15 protein-coding genes and 3 tRNA genes are annotated in these 19,212 nt (G+C 74.0%); 10 read left to right on the top strand and 8 right to left on the bottom strand.

The features are described from left to right. Nucleotides 1–63: 63 nt before the first annotated feature. The gene (locus tag AB0398_RS14615; RefSeq protein WP_366374985.1) at nt 64–687 is read left to right on the top strand and encodes a hypothetical protein; all 624 of its coding nucleotides are present in this window, start codon (nt 64–66) and stop codon (nt 685–687) included. Between the two features lie 2 nt (nt 688–689). Beyond that, nucleotides 690–1,349 (top strand): class F sortase, encoded by a 660-nt coding sequence (locus AB0398_RS14610; RefSeq protein ID WP_366374983.1) that lies wholly within the window; start codon nt 690–692, stop codon nt 1,347–1,349. Nucleotides 1,350–1,418: 69 nt separating this feature from the next. Here AB0398_RS14610 and AB0398_RS14605 read toward each other — a convergent pair. Next, nucleotides 1,419–1,492 (bottom strand) — tRNA-Lys (locus AB0398_RS14605). Between the two features lie 183 nt (nt 1,493–1,675). Between AB0398_RS14605 and AB0398_RS14600 the strand changes: the two genes are divergently transcribed. From AB0398_RS14600 to AB0398_RS14580, 5 genes are all read left to right on the top strand, one after another. After that, entirely contained in the window at nt 1,676–3,028 is a 1,353-nt protein-coding gene (locus AB0398_RS14600) for a peptidoglycan-binding protein (protein WP_366374981.1), read from the top strand. Between the two features lie 259 nt (nt 3,029–3,287). Next, nucleotides 3,288–5,291, top strand: a complete 2,004-nt coding sequence (locus AB0398_RS14595) for an SPFH domain-containing protein (RefSeq protein WP_366374979.1) — start codon at nt 3,288–3,290, stop codon at nt 5,289–5,291. A gap of 184 nt (nt 5,292–5,475) precedes the next feature. Next, a complete protein-coding gene (locus AB0398_RS14590) occupies nt 5,476–6,069 on the top strand; it encodes a lytic polysaccharide monooxygenase (RefSeq protein ID WP_366374977.1) in 594 nt (197 codons plus the stop codon). A gap of 242 nt (nt 6,070–6,311) precedes the next feature. After that, nucleotides 6,312–7,622, top strand: coding sequence for a sensor domain-containing protein (locus AB0398_RS14585; RefSeq protein WP_366374975.1), 1,311 nt, complete (start codon nt 6,312–6,314; stop codon nt 7,620–7,622). Further along, nucleotides 7,541–8,215, top strand: a complete 675-nt coding sequence (locus tag AB0398_RS14580; RefSeq protein WP_366374973.1) for a response regulator transcription factor — start codon at nt 7,541–7,543, stop codon at nt 8,213–8,215. The genes AB0398_RS14585 and AB0398_RS14580 overlap by 82 nt, the downstream gene beginning before the upstream one ends. A gap of 51 nt (nt 8,216–8,266) precedes the next feature. Here AB0398_RS14580 and AB0398_RS14575 read toward each other — a convergent pair. Then, a tRNA-Lys gene (locus tag AB0398_RS14575) sits at nt 8,267–8,340 on the bottom strand. Nucleotides 8,341–8,416: 76 nt separating this feature from the next. Then, the gene (locus AB0398_RS14570) at nt 8,417–9,175 is read right to left on the bottom strand and encodes an IclR family transcriptional regulator C-terminal domain-containing protein (RefSeq protein ID WP_366374971.1); all 759 of its coding nucleotides are present in this window, start codon (nt 9,173–9,175) and stop codon (nt 8,417–8,419) included. Between the two features lie 488 nt (nt 9,176–9,663). Here AB0398_RS14570 and AB0398_RS14565 point away from each other — a divergent pair, with 488 nt between their 5' ends. Then, nucleotides 9,664–10,761, top strand: a complete 1,098-nt coding sequence (locus AB0398_RS14565; RefSeq protein WP_366374969.1) for an LLM class flavin-dependent oxidoreductase — start codon at nt 9,664–9,666, stop codon at nt 10,759–10,761. A gap of 254 nt (nt 10,762–11,015) precedes the next feature. Further along, entirely contained in the window at nt 11,016–12,713 is a 1,698-nt protein-coding gene (locus AB0398_RS14560; RefSeq protein WP_366374967.1) for a glycosyl hydrolase family 18 protein, read from the top strand. 148 nt (nt 12,714–12,861) lie between these two features. Here the strand turns inward: AB0398_RS14560 and AB0398_RS14555 are convergent, their stop codons facing one another. Further along, nucleotides 12,862–14,688 (bottom strand): EAL domain-containing protein, encoded by a 1,827-nt coding sequence (locus AB0398_RS14555; RefSeq protein WP_366375240.1) that lies wholly within the window; start codon nt 14,686–14,688, stop codon nt 12,862–12,864. Between the two features lie 394 nt (nt 14,689–15,082). On the opposite strand from AB0398_RS14555, the gene AB0398_RS14550 reads away from it, so the two are divergent. After that, nucleotides 15,083–16,336, top strand: a complete 1,254-nt coding sequence (locus AB0398_RS14550; protein WP_366375238.1) for a M6 family metalloprotease domain-containing protein — start codon at nt 15,083–15,085, stop codon at nt 16,334–16,336. Between the two features lie 80 nt (nt 16,337–16,416). Here AB0398_RS14550 and AB0398_RS14545 read toward each other — a convergent pair. The 4 genes from AB0398_RS14545 to AB0398_RS14530 all read right to left on the bottom strand — a co-directional run bounded on the left by AB0398_RS14545 (nt 16,417) and on the right by AB0398_RS14530 (nt 19,209). Next, a tRNA-Lys gene (locus AB0398_RS14545) sits at nt 16,417–16,490 on the bottom strand. Beyond that, nucleotides 16,481–17,107, bottom strand: coding sequence for a hypothetical protein (locus AB0398_RS14540; RefSeq protein WP_366374965.1), 627 nt, complete (start codon nt 17,105–17,107; stop codon nt 16,481–16,483). The genes AB0398_RS14545 and AB0398_RS14540 overlap by 10 nt, the downstream gene beginning before the upstream one ends. Nucleotides 17,108–17,329: 222 nt before the next feature. Then, nucleotides 17,330–17,686, bottom strand: coding sequence for a hypothetical protein (locus AB0398_RS14535; RefSeq protein ID WP_366374963.1), 357 nt, complete (start codon nt 17,684–17,686; stop codon nt 17,330–17,332). A gap of 191 nt (nt 17,687–17,877) precedes the next feature. Continuing rightward, nucleotides 17,878–19,209: an AAA domain-containing protein gene (locus AB0398_RS14530; RefSeq protein WP_366374961.1), complete on the bottom strand. Its 1,332-nt coding sequence runs from the start codon at nt 19,207–19,209 to the stop codon at nt 17,878–17,880. Nucleotides 19,210–19,212: the final 3 nt, after the last annotated feature.

Here is a 19,212-nt window from a genome sequence, read left to right as displayed (position 1 = left end):
GGACGGCCGCTTCCGGATGCGAAAGCCACCGGAACGGGTGATCCTTCCTAGCAGGAGGTCACGATGCGTTCAGGTCCCATCGCCATCCGTGCCGCGGGGGCGGCTCTCGTGTTCGTCCTGGCTCCCGCGGCCGGCGCCGCGCACGCCCACGACGGGGTGAAGGTCACCGTCACCCCGTCCACCGCCTCCCCCGGCGACGACGTGGACGTCCGGGTCGAAGGCTGCGAGGGCACGACCGGCGCCGCGAGGTCCCGGGCTTTCACCGCCGACGCGAAGCTCGTCGGCCGGGACGGCGGAAAGCACCCGATGCACGGCGACGCCACCCTCCGGTCCGGGCTCGACGCCGGCACGTACGCGATCAGCGTCTTCTGCGACGGCCACGAGCACCACGACGCCGGCGCCGTACGGGTCGAGCGCCACGGACCGACCCACCGGCCCACCCACGAGCCGACCCACCACGCGACCCCGGTCGCCCCGGTCCGCGCAGGCGGGGGCGGCGCCGCCGCCTTCGCCGCGCCCGCCGCCCCCGGCGTCGCCCAGGCCGCCGGCGAGAACGGCCTCGGCACCCCGTACACCGTGCTCGGCCTCGGCATGGCCGCCCTCGCCGCCGTGGCGGTCGCCCTCCGCAGCTCCCGCCGCCGCACCGACGGCTCCTCCGGCAGGGGCACGAGCACGGATACGGAGTGACGGTGCCGTCCGGCACCCGCCCGGCGGGCACCGGGCGACTCGTCACCGGTACGGCCTGGGCCCTGCTGTTCCTCGGCCTCTGGCTCTGGGGCGGCGGGGCGGTCGAGGGCTCCGCGGGCAGCTCGGGGCCGACCACCGGCGACATCGCCGCCGTCGGCCGTCCGCCCGGCGCGGAGCTGCCCCCGGCCCGCGCGCCGCTCGCGCCCGTCGCGCCCCGGCGGATCGAGGTCCCCTCGCTCGGCGTCGACGCGCCCGTCACGGCGCGCGGCCTGGACGCCACGGGCGCCGTCGACCCGCCGCCCTTCGCGACACCGGGCACCGTGGGCTGGTTCGGCCCCGGCACCGCGCCGGGTGCGGCCGGGGCGGCCCTGTTCGTCGGTCACGTCGACACCGAGACCCGCCCGGCCGTCTTCTACGGCCTGAGCGCGGCCCGCCCCGGCGCGAAGGTCCTCGTCACGCGGACGGACGGCTCGGTCGCCGAGTTCACGGTCGACGACGTCCAGGTCTTCCCGCGCGAGGACTTCGACGCCGCGAAGGTCTACGGTCCCCGCGAGCCCGGCCGCGCCGAACTCCGCCTGATCACCTGCGGCGGCACCTTCGACCGCGACGCGGGCGCCTACACGGCGAACGTGGTGGTGTCGGGATACCTCACGGGAGGCTGAAGGCCCCGCTCCCGTGCCCGACAACGATCAAGGCCCCCTCACCATCGGTGAGGGGGCCTTGACCTTGCGTGCGCCGCCAGGGACTCGAACCCCGGACCCGCTGATTAAGAGTCAGCTGCTCTAACCAACTGAGCTAGCGGCGCCTGCTGACAGAGAGAACTCTACCTGACGCGAAGACGTGCTCCTGACCAATAACCGTCGCCTCCGGCCTGTCGGATGGTCGTATCAGTCCTTCGATCCGTCAAAATGCTATTTATCGGGACAGTTGCCATATTGACGACCCGAACGACGGTCGAAAGATCTTTGACGAGTGTGGAGGGGATCGCATGAGCGTGCCGGTCTTCGAGGAGTTCGAACCGGCGGCCGACTGCGCCTGCCCGGGCTGCGCCCGGCAGCGGCGCGACCTCGCCCTCGGCCTGCCGGTCCGGGCGGGCGGCCACCCGGCGGCCCACGGCGCCCGCCGCGCCCTGGTCCTGGTGACGGCGGCGGGCGTGGTCCTGGGCAGCGGCGGGACCGACGCGGCGGCCGCCCTCTTCCGCGCGCCGGACGCGCCGCCGGACACGCCGGTGGACGCGGCTGCGGACGCGACGGACACGACGGACACGCCGCAGGGCGGGCGGGGGCCGCTGCACGGCGGGCCCGCCCCCGCTCCCGGGCCCGGTCCGACCGCCACCCCGGCGGCGGGCCAGGCCGCGACCGAGGCGCTGCGGCCGACGACCCGCGCCGAGATCATCGACCGCGCCAAGCTGTGGGTCGCCGCGCGGGTCCCGTACTCCATGGAGAAGTACTGGACGGACGGCTACCGCCAGGACTGCTCCGGCTACATCTCCATGGTCTGGAACCTGCGCGGCAACGAGTGGACCGGCAGCCTCGGCCGCTTCGGCGAGAAGATCGCCCGCGCCGACCTCCAACCCGGCGACATCCTGCTCTTCCACAACCCGGCCGACCCGACCCGGGGCTCGCACGTCACGGTCTTCGGCGGCTGGACCGACGACACGCGCACCTCCTACACGGCGTACGAGCAGACCAAGCCGCACGCGCGGAAGAAGACGACGCCGATGGCGTACTGGGAGAACTCCGACCGGTACGTGGCCTACCGCTACAAGGGCGTCGTGAGCGGCGGCGCCGGGGGCGGGGAGACGTCCACGGTGCCGGCGTTCCCCGGCGCGGCGAAGTTCGGGCCGGGCAAGAAGAACGCGCACGTCACCCGGCTCGGACAGCTGCTCGTCGCGCGCGGCGCCAAGAAGTTCTACGCCGTGGGGCCCGACCCGCGGTGGACCGGGGCGGACCGGCGGGCGACCCGGGCGTTCCAGCAGGCGCAGGGGTGGCGGGGCAAGGAGGCGGACGGCCTGCCCGGGCCCCACACGTGGAAGCTGCTCGTGACCGGCAAGGGCCGGAGCATCGGCGGTTCGAGTGGTTCGGGCGGGCCGAGCGCGCATGCGACGCCCTTTCCCGGGCGTGGCTACTTCCGTAAGGGCCAATCCAACGCATATGTGGAGAAGCTGGGCAAACAACTGGTGAAGCGGGGCTTCGGCAAGCACTACCTGTCGGGACCCGGTCCGCGCTGGACGGAGGCGGACCGCCGCAACGTCGAGGCGTTCCAGCGGGCACAGGGCTGGCGCGGCGGAGCGGCCGACGGTCACCCGGGCCCGGAGACCTGGCGGCGCTTGTTCCGATGACCCCGAGAGCATGAGGTGGACCCGAATGACGGCATCGACCCCGAACCCCGCGGACTCCGGCGCGGCGGCCTCACGTGACGCGGCCCGCACGGCGAGACGCCTGACGGACGGCACCCTTCCCCGCACGTCCCCACCCCCGACGAACCCGCCCCGCACACCACCGGCCGACCCCCCGACAGCGGCGGCCGATGCCGCTGCGGCCGATGCTCCTGCGCTCCAGGCGGTCGGTGCGCCGGCGGCCCCGGCGGCCGATGCTCCCGTGCTCCGGGCGGTCGCTGCTCCGGCGGCCCCGACGCCCGACGTCCTGGCGGTCCCGGTGACCGGCGCCCCGGCGGCCGAGGCTCCTGCGGTCCCGGTGACCGGCATCCCGTCGGGCTTGACGGTCGGTACTCCGGCGGTCCCGGTGACCGGTGCGCCGAAGACCGAGAAGGCTCCGGAGACGGTGACCCCGTCGGCTTCTGTGGCCGTCGCGCCGGCGGTTCCGGCGACGACCGCTCCCGCCCCGACCGTCCCGGCGGCGGGACGCTCGGGCGGTTCCGTCCCCGATACGAAGTCGGACCCGGCTTCCGCATCCGGTACGGAGCCGGGGAAGCCGGGGACGGACCCCGCCACCGGCACCGGCCCCGCGGACGGGCCCTCCGCCCCCGCCGCACAGGTGGCGACCGCCCCCGCCGCGCCGGGCAGGACCGGCACCGCGCGGCCCGCCGCCGACGGGGCGCCCACGGCTCCGGCCACCACCGCGCCGGGAGCGCGCACGGAGAAGCCGACCCGTACCCCCTCGCCGGAGGCGCCCGAACCCACCCCGGCGAAGGCGTCCGCGAAGGGCGGCACGTCCCCGGCGGCACCCGCCCCGACCACCCCGCCCCTCCCGTCCCGCCCCACCGCCGCGACGGCCCGCCCCGCCGCGACCCCGTCCCGTACCGCCCCGACGGCCCCGCAGGACGACCCGCCCGCCCCCCGGCCCCCCGCAGGGGCCACCGCTCCCGACTTCGGGCGGATCAAGGGCGCCCGCGTCGCCGTCGTCGCCCTGCCCGTCGCCGGGGTGGTGCGGGTGGCGCGGCGGAAGAACGTGATCGGGACCGAGACCACCGGCTCCATCCCCGTGCACCTGCTCTTCCGGGACGAGCCGGAGACCGCCGCCGCCCCCCGCGCCAAGGACGACGGCGGACCCGACACCCTCGCCATGTCCGCGCCCGTCTCCCCGGACAAGGCCCGCACGCCCGGCATCCCGGGCCCCTCGAAGATCCTGGCCCCGGGCCGTACCGACCGGGCGGCCGAGCCCCCGGCCCGTACGGCGGCGAAGAGCAGGGCCCGGCACGCGGCCCCGCTCCCCTCCTCCCGTCCGGCCCCCACCGCCGACCCCGCGCTCGCCGAGCGGCCCGGGGCGGTGCTGCCCGGCTGGGTCGGGGTGGTCGGCGGGGCCCTGGCGCTCGCCTGGTGCGCGGTCGTCGTGTGGTGGACGGGCGCGGTGCCCGACGAGGCGGCGCGGATGCTGCGGCTCCCGGTCCGCCCGTACTACGGCGTCCACCTCGGCCAGTGGGTCCTGCTCGCCCTCGGCGTGGTGGCCGTCCTCTTCGCGCTCGGCGGCCTCGGCCGGGGCCGGGTCGGGTACGCCTGGGTCCTGACGCTGTTCGGGGACTACCGCGGCACGGTCCGCCGCACCGGTCTGATCTGGGTCAGCCCGCTGCTGCTGCGCCGCCGGGTGGACGTGCGGCTCCGGCACTGGCGCAGCGAGCCGCTGCCGGCCGTGGACGCGCGGGGCACGGCGCTCGACGTGGTCGTCCTGGTGGTCTGGCGGGTGCGGGACACGGTCCGCGCGTCGCTCGGGGTCGACGGCCACGAGGAGTACCTGCGGGAGCAGGTGGAGGCGGCGATGGCCCGGGTGCTCTCGCAGCTCCCGGCGGACGCGTTCCACGAGGACGCCCCGACGCTCCGGGACGCGGAGGCGGTCGGCGAGGCCCTGACGCGGATGCTGTCGGCGGAGTGCGCGCCGGTCGGCCTGGACGTCTTCTCGGCGCAGCCGACGCGGATCGAGTACGCCCCCGAGGTCGCGACGGCGATGCGGCGCAGCCGGATCGCGGCGCTCGACGCGAAGCACCGGGACACCGTCCTGACGTCGATCGTGGACGCGGTGGACGACGTGGTCCACCGGCTGACCAGTCGTGGTCTGGTCGAGCTGGACGACTACGAGCGCAAGGCGCTGGTCAAGGACCTGACGGTGGCGTTCTACACGGGAAGGACGTCTTCCGCCGAGGGGGCCTGAGGGGATGGACAGGGCCAAGTTCGGTCCATACCTTGTTACTTGGTCCAGACCAAAATGCGTCATCGCCGTACGGCAAAGAACAGGGAAACACCCGCACCACCCGCACCATCCGTGTCACCCGCACCACCTGCACGCGTGCAGCACGACCCGACGGAACTCCCCCACGTTCTCCTGGAGCGACAGCATGCGCAAGAAATCGATAGGCGCGACGGTGGTGGCGCTCGGCGTCGCCGGCGTCACCCTCCTGGGCACCGGCAGCGCCGGCAGCCACGGCTACACCGACTCGCCGATCAGCCGTCAGAAGCTCTGTGCCAACGGCACCGTGACCAACTGCGGCAACATCCAGTGGGAGCCGCAGTCGGTCGAGGGGCTCAAGGGCTTCCCGGCCGCCGGGCCCGCCGACGGGAAGATCTGTGCCGGCGGGAACGGCCCGTTCGCCCAGCTCGACGACCCGCGCGGCGGCAACTGGCCGGCGACGAGCGTCACGGCGGGTCAGAACTACAGCTTCCGCTGGCAGTTCACGGCCCGTCACCGCACCACCGACTTCAAGTACTACATCACCAAGAACGGGTGGAACCCGAGCCAGCCGCTCACCCGGGCGGCCCTCGACCCCCAGCCGTTCCTGACCGTTCCCTACAACAACCAGCAGCCGCCGGCGACCCTCTCGCACTCCGGGAACCTCCCGGCGGGCAAGACGGGCCGTCACCTCATCCTGGCGGTGTGGACGGTCGCGGACACCGCGAACGCCTTCTACGCCTGCTCGGACGTGAAGTTCTGACGCTCCGGCGGTCGTAGTCCGGGCCCACGGGGAGCACGGCCTCCGCGCTCCCCGTGGATCCGGCACGTCCGGACGCCATCCCGGACCCGGGGCGCGAGCCGTACCCCGGGCCCGGAGGCATGCCCGGCCCCACCCCACCGCAACTCCACCCCACCCACCCCGAAGGTGGGTCCAGCCCCACCCCCTCCCCACCCTCCAGCCCCATGGCCCCGCCCGCGCCGCCGGGCCTACCGTGGGCGCCCATGGAACCCCGTACGCCCTGGCAGGCGCTCACCCGGCCCCGCTTCCTCCTCGGCCCCTGGCCGTGGCGGGCCGCCGCCTACCTGGCCACCGGCGCGCTCGCCGGGGCCGCCGCAGGACTCGTCCTCCTCGTCCTCGGGGTCTTCTCGCTGTTCCTCGTCGGGCTGCCGCCGCTCCTGCTCTCCGGCCCGGCCCTCGGCGCGCTCGAACGGTTCCGCCTCCGGCTCGTGGACCGGGACCCGGCCCCCGACCCACACCGCGTCCCCGCCGCCCCCGGCCTCGCCGCCTGGCTCCGGCTGCGGGCCGGGGAGCCGGCGACCTGGCGGGAGTTCGCGTACGCCCTGCTGCTCGCCACTGTCCTGTGGCCGCTCGACCTGCTCGTCCTCGCCGTCGGCGCCGGCCTGCCCCTGGCTCTGCTGAGCGCCCCCGTCCAGCTCGCCGCCGACGGCCACGAGGCCAAGATCGTCAAGGCGTACCTGGTCACCACCTGGCCCGGAGCCCTCGCCACCGCCCTCCTCGGCGCCGTGCTCCTCCTCGCCCTCGCGTATCCGCTCGCCGCCGTCGCCGGGGCCCGCGCCGCGCTCGCCCGCGCCCTGCTCGCCCCGCGCGACGCCCCGGCGGCCGGGATCGGCGAGGTCATCGCCTCCCGGGCCCGGCTCGTCGACGCCTTCGAGGCCGAGCGGCGCCGCATCGAGCGCGACCTCCACGACGGCGCCCAGCAGCGCCTGGTCGCCCTCACCATGACCCTCGGCCTCGCCCGCCTCGACGCCCCGCCGGGACCGCTCGCCGACCAGCTCGCGAAGGCCCACGCGGAGGCCGGGCAGGTCCTGACCGAGCTGCGCGAGCTGATCCACGGCATTCATCCGCAGGTCCTCGCCGACTACGGCCTCGGCCCCGCCCTCACCGACGCCGCCGACCGCTCGGCCGTCCCCGTGGACACCGACGTCGAGCTGCCCCGGCTGCCCCGGGCCGTGGAGAGCGCCGGCTACTTCGCGGGCTGCGAGGCGCTCGCCAACGTCGGCCGGCACAGCGGCGCCCGCCGGGCCCGGATCACCGCCCGGCACGCGCACGGCGTGCTGCGGCTCGACGTCGAGGACGACGGGCGCGGCGGGGCGGACCCGGCCCGGGGGAGCGGTCTCACCGGGCTCGCCGACCGCATCGCCGTCCTCGATGGCACACTCACGATCACGAGCCCGCCGGGCGGGCCGACCCTCCTCCGAGTGGAGATCCCTTGTCCCGCACCGCAGCAGACCGCCCCCGCCGGCTCCGCGTCGTCCTCGCCGAGGACGGCGTCCTCCTCCGGGAGGGGCTGATCGGGCTCCTGGCCCGCTTCGGCCACGAGGTCGTCGCCGCCGTCGGGGACGCCGACGCCCTGCGCGCGGCGGTCGCCGCCCACGGTCCCGACGTCGTCGTGACCGACGTGCGGATGCCGCCCGGCTTCCGGGACGAGGGGCTGCGCGCGGCGGTCGCGCTCCGCGCCGAGCGGCCCGGCCTGCCGGTCCTCGTCCTCAGCCAGTACGTGCAGCGCAGCTACGCCGCCGACCTCCTCGACACGGGCGACGGCACCGGCGTCGGCTACCTCCTGAAGGACCGGGTCGGGCAGGTCGAGGAGTTCCTGGACGCGCTGACCCGGGTCGCGGACGGCGGCACGGTCGTCGACCCCGAGGTGGTGCGGCAGCTCCTGCGGCGCCACCGGGACCCGCTGGAGGCGCTGACCCCGCGCGAGCGCGAGGTCCTGGGCCTGGTCGCGGAGGGGCACTCGAACGGCGCGGTCGCCCGCCGGCTCGTGGTGACCGAGGCGGCCGTCGGCAAGCACATCGGCAACATCCTGGCCAAGCTGGACCTGCCCCCGGCCGAGGACACCCACCGGCGCGTCCTCGCCGTCCTGACCTACCTGAAGGCATGAGGGGGCACGACGAGAAGGCCCCCCGCTTCCGCGAGGGGCCTTCTCCGTCTGTGCGCCGCCAGGGACTCGAACCCCGGACCCGCTGATTAAGAGTCAGCTGCTCTAACCAACTGAGCTAGCGGCGCCTGCTGACAGAGAAAATACTACCCGGTCCCGCGGGGTGCTCGTGACCGCCGGTCCGGCGGCCCCGCGGGAGGGCGGTCAGATGGCCAGCGAGAGGACCACCGGGGCGGCCCTGCGGTTGAGCGTGTCGGCCGCCGCGCGCAGCCGGTGGGCGTGCTCGATCGGCAGGGAGAGCGCCAGACAGCCCACGGACGCGCCCGCCGTCAGCGGCACGGCTGCGCAGACCGTGCCCACCGCGTACTCCTGGAGGTCGAGCACGGGGACGGTGGCCGGCTGGCTGTCGAGCTTGGAGAAGAGGATCCGCTCGCTGGTGATCGTCCGGGAGGTCAGCCGGGCGATCTTGTGGCGGGAGAGGTGGTCGCGCCGCCCGTTCTGGTCGAGCTGGGTGAGCAGGCACTTGCCGACGGCGCTGGCGTGCGCCGCCGAGCGGAAGTCCACCCACTCGTTCACCTTGGGCGTGCGCGGGCCGTCGGCGAACTGGGTGATCTTGACCTCGCCGTCGATGTACCGGCTGATGTAGACGGCCGCACCGACGGAGTCGCGCAGCTCGGTCAGGGTCTCCTGGAGCTTGGCCTCCAGGGCCTCGCGGCGGGTCATGCCGGAGCCGAGGAGGACCAGGGAGTCCCCGACGACATAGGCGCCGTCGGCGACCTGCTCGACGTATCCCTCGCGGCGGAGCATGAGCAGCAGCGAGGAGAGGTGGGCGACGGGGAGGCCGGTCTCGCGGGCGATCTGGGCGTCCGTCACTCCGCCGCCGTGCCGTGAGACCGTCTCCAGGACGCGCAGGGCGTACTGCACCGAGTGGAACGGCGCGGTGGGCTCGGGCTTCAGCGCCACGGTTTCCCCCTACCAGGTTGTGACCGCAAGCTTTCGTACCACGATAACCGCCAAGGACCGTTTACGGGGCGGCTGTTGGCGAGAATGATGCGGAGGGCCCGGGCCCTCATCTGGGACGCGCCACTCTGGCATATGCCACTGTCACGCATTCCGTGCAGATCCTCAGGTCAGGGGCGTGCGCCCCCGTACTCGCGCATGCGTTCGGGCCGCCCCGGCCGGAAGATTTTCCACGGGGAAGCGGACGCCGGAGGACCCCCTTCCGGTGGCCGAGAACGTACGGAAAGGGGGTGGCGGGAACGCGTCGCCGCCTCCGGGGCGCGCACGAGGGCGCGCGGAGGGGCGTACGAAGGGGCGCGCGGAGGAGGGCGCAGAGGCGGCGGGAAGGAATGCGTGGAAGGGCCACGGAATAAACGGAGACCCCCTCCTGTTCTTCCTCCCGTACATCCGCACACCATGCGTCCGCACGTCTGCCGAGGAGGGTCCCGACGGTGACCGACACCATTCGAGGAGAGGCACGGGGCACCGCGCCCGTACCGCTGTCCGTACTGGACCTGGTGACCGTCGGCAGCGGGCGGACCGCGTCCCAGGCCCTCGCCACCAGCGTCGAGCTGTCCCGGCTGGCCGAGCGGCGCGGCTTCCACCGGCACTGGGTGGCCGAGCACCACTCCATGCCCGGGGTCGCCTCCTCCTCCCCGGCGGTCATCCTCGCCCACCTCGCCGCCCACACCCGGCGCATCCGGCTCGGTTCGGGCGGCGTCATGCTGCCCAACCACGCCCCGCTCGTCGTCGCCGAGCAGTTCGGCACCCTGGAGGCCCTCGCCCCGGGCCGGGTCGACCTCGGCCTCGGCCGCGCCCCCGGCACCGACGGCGCCACGGCCGCCGCCCTGCGCCGCACCGACCGGCTGAACGAGGGCGCCGACGACTTCCCCGAGCAGCTCGCGGAGCTGACCCGGTTCCTGGACGACGACTTCCCGGACGGGCACCCGTACGCCCGCATCCACGCCGTGCCCGGTCCGGTGCAGGGGCCGAAGGGACGCCCGCCGATCTGGCTGCTCGGCTCCTCCGGCTTCAGCGCCCGGCTCGCCGGCGTGCTCGGGCTGCCCTTCGCCTTCGCCCACCACTTCTCGGCCAGGAACACGATCCCGGCGCTCGACCTCTACCGCGACTCCTTCCGCCCCTCGGAGGCGCTCGACGCCCCCTACGCCCTGATCGGCGTCTCGGCGCTCGCCGCCGACGAGGCGGCGCAGGCCCGCCGCCAGGTCCTCTCCGGGGCGCTCGCCATGCTGCGGCTGCGCACCGGCCGGCCCGGTCTGGTGCCGACGCCGGAGGAGGCGGAGGCGTACGCCTTCGGCCCGGCCGAGCGGGAGTTCGTGGACGGCTGGCTCGCGAACGTCGTGCACGGCACCCCGGACGAGGTCCGCACGGGCCTGGACGACCTGCGGAAGCGGACCGGCGCCGACGAGCTGATGATCACGGCCAACGCGCACGGCGGGGAGGCGCGGCTGCGGAGCTACGAGCTCATCGCGGACGCGTACGGGATGCCGGAGCTCGCCGAGGAGCGTTCCGGGACGGAGGCCGCCGGGTAAAACCCGGATTTCCGAGGCCGGTTGGTTCACCGTCGAACGAACTCCCCGCCTTCCCTAAAGGAACCTTAAACCGCTCGTCACCGATGGTGGCGGGCGGTTCCGTTTTGTGCTGCACGCCTCTGACAAGGGCTTTCTTCCGCCAATTGGTCTAGTCCTCAATCTGGTTCAGACCATTGACTCACCGTTCACGCGCCGGTTATCACTGCTCCAGCTCCTGTACGGCACCACCCAGTACCCCCATCCGGAGGCCGCACGTGCACCCCCGTAAGTCATTGATCGCCGCGCTCCTGAGCTCGGCCCTCGCCGCCGGCGCGCTCGCGGCGACCGCCGGACTCGGCTCCGCCCAGGCGGCCCCCACCTCGACCACCGCCTCCTCGGGCAATGTGCGCATCGCGTACTACGACCAGTGGAGCGTCTACGGCAACGCGTTCTACCCCAAGCACCTCGACACCCGGGGCATCGCGAGCCAGCTGGACGTCATCAACTACTCGTTCGGCAACATCCACCCCACCAACCTCACCTGTTTCCAGGCCAACAAGGCCGCGGGCGACGACAACAACCCCAACGCGGGTGACGGTGCGGGCGACTCGTACGCCGACTACCAGAAGTCCTTCAGCGCGGCGGACAGCGTCGACGGCGTCGCCGACAAGTGGGACCAGCCGATCGTGGGCGTCTTCAACCAGTTCAAGGAGCTGAAGGCGAAGTACCCCCACCTGAAGATCAACATCTCGCTCGGCGGCTGGACCTACTCCAAGTACTTCCACGACGCGGCGAAGACGGACGCGAGCCGCAAGAAGCTCGTCTCCTCCTGCATCGACCAGTACCTCAAGGGCAACCTGCCGGTCGAGGGCGGCTACGGCGGTCCGGGCACGGCGGCCGGCATCTTCGACGGCATCGACGTCGACTGGGAGTACCCCGGCTCCTCCGGCGGCCACCTGGGCAACCACTACGGCCCCGAGGACAAGCAGAACTTCACCCTCCTGCTCGCCGAGTTCCGCAAGCAGCTCGACGCGTACGGCGCGGCCAACGGCGGCAAGAAGTACCTCCTGACCGCCGCCCTCCCGGCCGGCCAGGACAAGATCAAGTACATCGAGACGGACAAGATCGGCGCGTACCTCGACTACGCGAACATCATGACGTACGACATGCACGGCGCCTGGGACGGCGACGGGCCGACGTACCACCAGTCCCCGCTGTACCCCTCCCCGAACGACCCGACCGACGTGATCGCGCCGGGCACCGAGAAGTACAGCGTCGACGCGGCCATCGACTCCTGGATCGACGGCAACCCGACCTACGGCATCGCGGGCGGCTTCCCCGCCAACAAGCTGACCCTGGGCTACGAGTTCTACTACCGCGGCTGGAAGGGCGTCCCGGCCGGGACCACCAACGGCCTCGCGCAGACCGCCACCGGCGGCTCCGGCGCCCGCCCGCTCAGCCAGCAGGCCGGCATCGCGCACTACAAGGAGCTCGGCGGCATCGTCGACAACCCGTCGACCACCTTCTGGGACGACCAGTCGAAGTCCTCGTACTTCTACAAGGACGGCGAGTTCTTCACCGGCCTCAACCAGAAGTCCATCCAGGCCCGGGTGGACTACGGCAAGCAGCGCGGCCTGGCCGGCGCGATGATGTACTCCCTGCTCGGCCTGGACAACAACGCCACGCTCCTGAAGCAGATCAACACCGCGCTCGGCGGCACCACCACCGAGCCGACCACCCCGCCGACGACGCCTCCCACGACGCCGCCGACCACCCCGCCCACCACGCCTCCGACGACCCCGCCGACCACCGGCTGCGGCTCGCTCCCGGCGTACGTGGCCGGCACGGTCTACAACTCCGGCAACGAGGTCTCCCACAACGGCCGCAAGTACAAGGCCAAGTGGTGGACCCAGAACGAGGCCCCCGGCACCACCGGTGAGTGGGGCGTCTGGCAGGACCTCGGCGCCTGCTGAGTGCCCGACCCCCGCTGAACCCCTCATGACCACTGCCCCCGCCCGGAATGTCCCTCCGGCCGGGGGCAGTTCCCATGCGCGGGGGCGGTTCCGCGTACGCACGCGGGCGCGTACGGCTCCGGACGCGGCCGTACGGGAGGAGCGCCGCTCAGGCCGGCAGCGGCTCCGTGCCGATCAGCTCCGCGATCCGGTCCGGGGCCACCGCCCGCGAGTACAGCCAGCCCTGCCCCGTGTCGCAGCCGATCCGCCGCAGCCGGCTGGCCTGCCCGGCGGTCTCGACGCACTCGGCGGTGACCGTGAGCCCGAGCCGGTGCGCGAGCTGGACGAGCGCCTCGACGATCAGCTCGTCGGCCGGGTTGGCGTGCTCCTCGTCCTGGAAGCCGCGCACGAAGGAGCCGTCCAGCTTGAGCACGGAGACCGGGAGCCGGCTCAGATAGGCGAGGTTCGAGTAGCCGGTGCCGAAGTCGTCGATCGCGATCCGCACCCCCATGTCGCTCAGCGCCTGGAGCGCCTGGAGCGGCCGGCCCGCCGAACCCATCACCGCGGACTCGGTCAACTCCAGCTGGAGCAGGTGCGGGGCGAGCCCGGTCTCCGCGAGGATCCCGGCCACGTCCGCGACCAGGTCGGAGTCCCAGACCTGACGGACCGCCACGTTGACGCTCACGAAGAGCGGGCGCTCGCGCGGGTGGTCCTTCTGCCACTGCCGGGCCTGGTGGCAGGCGGTGCGCAGGATCCAGCGGCCCAGCTCCACGATGGAGCCGTCCTCCTCGGCGATCCCGATGAACCGATTCGGCGCGAGCGGGCCGAACTGCGGGTGGTGCCAGCGCACCAGCGCCTCCACCCCGCGCACGGCCCCGTCGGACAGGTCCACGAGCGGCTGGTACTCCAGGGCGAACTCCCCGCCCTCCACGGCCGGCCGCAGGGTGGAGGAGAGCGACTGCCGGGTCATCCGGTGGGCGTTGCGCTCGGGGTCGAAGAGGGTCCAGCGGGCCTTGCCGTCCGCCTTCGCCCAGTACAGCGTGGTGTCGGCGGCCTGCATCAGGGCGGTCGCCGTCGTCCCCTGTCCGGAGCGCTCGACCACGCCGATGGAGGCGGAGACCGAGAGCCGCTGCCCGGCCAGGTCGAAGGGTTCCTGGAGCGCGTCGAGCACCGCGCGCGCCAGGTCCGCCACCTGCTCCGTCCCGGTGGAGTCCTCGACCAGGATCACGAACTCGTCCCCGCCGAGCCGCGCCACCAGGTGGCCGCCGCTGCGGGTGTAGCCGTCGCTGTCCGCGCACTCGGTCAGCCGCGCGGCGACGGCGGCCAGGAGCCGGTCGCCGACCCGGTGGCCGAGGGTGTCGTTGACCGCCTTGAAGCCGTCGAGGTCGATGTAGCAGAGGCCGATCCGCCCTGTTCTGCCATACCCGTGCGATTCGTACGACCGGTGCGACGCGTACGACTCGGTCCGCGTCCCGCCCTCCTGCCGGTCGGCGTCCAGGGCGGCCGAGAGGCGCTCGAAGAAGAGGGCGCGGTTGGGCAGCCGGGTCACCGGGTCGTGCATCTGGAGGTGGCGCAGGCGGGCCTGGAGCTCGCGCCGGTCGCTGATGTCCGCGATCGACAGCAGGACCCGCCGGTCGCCGGGCACGGGGGCGACGGTGACCTCGGCCCACAGCGAGCGCCCGTCGGGCTGCTTGAGGCGGCGGGTGCAGCGGAAGCGGGAGCGGCGGCCCCGCAGCACCTCGCGGTAGGCGTGCCAGGTGCGTCCGTCGGAGGCGAGGTCGACGAGGTCGGCGGCGGCCTGCTCGCGGAGCGCCCCGGGCGCGGTGCCGAAGAGGGCGCCGAGGGAGTCGTTGGCCGCGACGACCACGCCGTCCCGGTCGACGAGGGCCATGGCGAGCCGGGCGACCCGGAAGGCGGCGCGGTAGTCGCGGAGTTCGGCCTCCCGGCGTCCGGCGTCACGCTCCGTGAGGGCGGGCTCGGCCGTGCGTGTCTCCACCGGCTCCTGGTGCACCGGTCCTTCGGGGGTTCCGCTCACCGCTCGCTCCCGTAGTGCAGTCGGGCCGGTCGTACGGGACGGGACGGTCGGCCGAGGAAGAGTGAGCCGATCATAGGGCCAGGCCGGGCGGCCGTTCCAGCCAAGGGGCGCCCCCGGGGGCCGTCCGGCGCTGTGAGGATCCCCACCGCGCCACCCTGCCCGATCGTTTCTGCCCGGCTCTGACACGGGTCGTCGGCGGGGCGACCGAATGTGACTTTCCGTGAGCTGAATCGCGTCCGTGTCGCGTCGACGCGATGGTGCGCACTCACCCGACCGGGGCAATGGAAAAGTGCGAAATTAAGCAAATCATCACAAGGTGGGTGGGGTGTCCCGCATTCGTGATCCGGAGGTCGACGTGAGGGGTCAGCAGCCACCCGGGGGAGGGGAGCGGCGCCCGCGGCTGCGCGCCGGCGCGGCCGCCTTCACCTCGCTCGCCGCCCTGGCCGCCACCGGGCTCGTCGCGGGCCCCGCGGTCGGCGTGCCCGCCGCGAACCCCTGCGCCCTGCCCCGCACCCAGGCCCACCACTCGCTCGGACTCGACACCTGGAACGGCTCCTACCAGCGCCCGGACCGGAACCTCGACGCGGTCATGGTCTTCCTGTCCTTCCCGGACTCCGAGCCGCTCACCACCCCGGCCGAGCTCGCCGCCGACCACTTCCCCGGCACCGGCGACTTCTTCGAGCGCGCCTCCTACGGCCGCTTCACCCTGACCCCGCACGCCCGCACGACGTGGACCCCGATGCCGCGCGAGTCGGGCGCGTACGACATACGGCGGGACTGGGACGCCGGGAAGCGGGCCGAGTACCTCCGCGACGCGGTCGCCGCCGCCGACGCGGACGTCGACTTCTCCCGGTACGACATCGTCTACCTGGTCGCGGACCCGGACGCGCCGGGCGTGGACTCCGACGCGACCAAGGTGGTCAACCTGGACCGCCCGCTGGAGGTCGACGGCACCGAGATCCGGCGGGTCGTCACGGTCTTCGAGCGGCACCCGCCCGACCGCAACGTCCTGGCCCACGAGACCGGCCACGTCTTCGACCTGCCGGACCTCTACCACCGTCCGGAGGACGGCAAGGGCGACTGGGACACCCACGTGGGCGACTGGGACGTCATGGGCAGCCAGTTCGGGCTCTCCCCGGACCTCTTCGGCTGGCACAAGTGGAAGCTCGGCTGGCTCTCCCGGGCGCAGGTGACCTGCGTCCAGGGCCCGGAGCCCCGGGTGGTCGGCCTGGAGCCGACCGACGCCCCGGCCGGGGACGGCGGCGCGCTCGGCACCCGGCTCGCGGTCGTCCGCACCGGGCCCGACAGCGTCCTCGCGATCGAGGCCAGGAGCGACGCCGGGAACAACGCCGAGACCTGCACGGAGGGCGTACTCGTCTACCGGGTGCGGGGCACCACGGCCTCCGGGGACGGCCCGGTCGAGGTCGTGGACGCGCACCCACGCACCGAGGCCTGCTGGGAGCGCTCGGTCTACCCGCCGCTCGCGGACGCCCCGCTGGAGGAGGGCGAGACCCTCACCGTGCCGGGGTCCGGGGTCCGGATCGAGGTCATGGACCGGTCGGGGTCGGACGTCTGGACGGTCAGGATCACCCCGACGGGCGGGGACTGACGGTTTCGCTCCGGCGCGGGCCGTGATCGTCCCGGCACACGAAGAAGCCCCCCGCTTCCGCGAGGGGCTTCTTCCGTCTGTGCGCCGCCAGGGACTCGAACCCCGGACCCGCTGATTAAGAGTCAGCTGCTCTAACCAACTGAGCTAGCGGCGCCTGCTGACGTCGTAGACATTAGCACCCGGATCGGCGGGAGGAAAAATCGATACCCGCACGTCGGCGGCGGAAGCCGCCCGGACGGCCCGCACGCAGGCCCAGAGGACGACCTCGGGGCCGGGCAGCCACGGGTGCCGGGTGTCGGGGGCCACCAGCCAGCGGGGCCCGGCGGAGTCGGAGGGCGCGAGCGGCGGCACGGTCACCGCGTCCCCGAGCCCGTGACAGAGCGGCCGGGGCACCGCGTCGCCCCACTCCTCCCAGTCGAGCAGGGCGGGCAGCCGCTGGGCCGTGCCGGGCGCGGCGAACAGCATCATCCGGCCCCGGTGGACCGCGACGGGCCCCGACCCCGGGCCCTCCGTCCACAGCTCGTCCAGCATCCGGCGCCCGAAGACCGGGTCCACGTTGACGACGTCGAAGACCGTCCCGCAGGGCAGCGCGGCGGGCGAGGACGGCCGGGACTCCCAGCGGGCGAGCGCGGCCCCCCGCCCGACGGCGGCCGAGGCCAGCCAGGAGGCCCCGTCGGCGGTCACCCGGGCGGTCTGGTGCCGCCCCTCGTCGCCCTCCCGGAGGAACCGGAACATGTCGTGCGGGGTCTCGTCGCGCAGCCACGTCGTCATGCGTCCAGATGTACCGGGAGTGACGGGACGGTTTCCGAGGGTTCTCGGAATCCCGGACAGGAGGGGCGGCGGAGGAGTATCGTGCGCCCTCGGCATATGCCAGGGGTGGTTTTCGGTCACCACGCGTGTCTCCGGCCATGCGCGCCCCCGTATCGCGCCCCCACGCTCCAGGACGACGATCACACGCCCCCGCGTCGCGCGGCAGGCCACCGCCTCCCCGGCTCAGTCCTCCGCGGGCCGCCCGCCCGCCCGGATGAGGTCGCGGCCGAACTCGATCATCTTGCGGGCGTAGTCCTCGGTCCACTGGGCCCGCTCGGCGACGTCGGCCACCGTCAGCCGGTCGAACCGGCGCGGATCGGCCAGCTGCGCCGCCGCGATCGCCTGGAACTCGATCGCCCGGTCCGTCGCCGCCCGGAACGCGAGCGTCAGCTCCGTCGCCCGGGACAGCAGCTCCCGCGGGTCGTCGAGCGACTCCAGGTCGAAGAAGTGCTCCGGATCGGCGGACGCCTCGGCAGGCTCGAAGATCAGCGGCGCCGGCCGAAGCCGCCGCTGCCCGCCCCGCTCCGCGGATTCCGCCATCGTCGTTCTCCTCTTCGCACAGGTCTCGCACGGGCGTGCCCGCACCCGGTCCCGACCGCCCACGGACACGGCCCGGAACTCCGGGCCGCCCTCCATTGTCCCGCGCCCCGCAAGAGCGCGAACCCCGGACCGCGTGCCCCCGGGTCCCGTCCGGCGTCCCGGAGCCGGGACCTCCGGCCGAGTCCCCGGGATCACGGCGCCCAGACCACCCGGTGTTCCTCCAGGTGGGAGAGGACCGCGTGGTTCGCCTCCCAGCCGTCGGGGAACGAGACCGCCACGCCCAGCTGGACCGGTTCCGTCGACGGGTGCTCGTCGAGCAGGTCCGCCACGCCCGCGCGGCACACCACCACGCACGCGTGCCGGTGCCGGGAGGCGAGGACGCACAGGCGGCCCGTCTCCAGGTGGAAGGCGGTCGCGTCCGGGCGGCCGGACAGCGGGTGGAGGACCACCGTCACGTCGTACTCGCGCCCCTGGAGCCGGTTCGCGGTGTCCACCGTCACCCCGGACACGCCCAGGTCCGCGAGCGCCGCCCGGACCGCCGCCGCCTGGTCGCGGTGGGCGGTGCCGACCGCGATCCGGTCGGGCGTCAGGGGCACGGGGACCTCCGCGCGCTCCGAGACCGCGACCCCGCCCCGGTCCAGGAGCCGCCGCACCACCAGGGCGATCGCGCCCACCGCCTCCGGGTCGGTGCGCGGGGTGTGCCGGGCCGGGAGCTCCAGCAGGCCCCAGCCCGACTCGGCCGCCTCGTCCAGGACCCGGTCCGGGCCCGAGCCGTCCGACGGCACCCCGAAGGACAGCTTCCGGTCCCCGTGCCCGGTGCCGCTGCGGAACGGCGTGTACGGGTAGAACGCGTCCGACACCAGCGGCGCCGCCGACGCGGGCAGCCGCCACGACACCGGAAGCCGGTGCTGCGGCAGCTCCGGATTGTGCGCGAGCAGGGTCGAGACCGCGCTCGCCGACGGGTCGTACGCCAGCCCCGCCCACTGCTCCGCTCCCACCACCGAGAACGGGTCCAGCTGCCCCGGGTCGCCCACGAACAGCGCCCGCTCGAAGAGCCCCGCCACCGCGAGCAGCGCGTCCGAGCGCATCTGGTACGCCTCGTCCACGATCGCGTGCGCCCACGGCTCGACGTTCTTCACGTGCCCCCACTTGGCGGCCGTGGAGATCACCACCGGAAGCCCGGCCAGATCGCCCGCCTTCGCCGACTTCCGCACGTTCTCCAGGTCGTCGAGCGCCTTGTCGTACGGGTCGGAGTCGCTGGAGTGCAGCCGGCCCACCTCCAGGTCCGGCTCCTTCTCGGCGAGCCGCAGCACCAGGTCGTCCACCTGCGCGTTCGTCTGCGCGACCACCATCAGGGGGCGACTGGCGGCGGCCAGTTCCAGGGCGGCCCGCACCACGAGCGTCGACTTGCCGGCGCCCGGCGGGGAGTCCACCACCACGCCCCGCGCGGTGCCGTGCAGGGTGTCCGCCAGGATGGCGGCCGTCGCCCGCCCGGCCTCGGCGGAGGGATCGAACACGGTCACGGC

The sequence above is a fragment of the Streptomyces sp. NPDC086147 genome, assembly GCF_040702165.1.
Taxonomy (GTDB): domain Bacteria; phylum Actinomycetota; class Actinomycetes; order Streptomycetales; family Streptomycetaceae; genus Streptomyces.
This window is presented reverse-complemented; position numbering and strand designations above follow the sequence as displayed.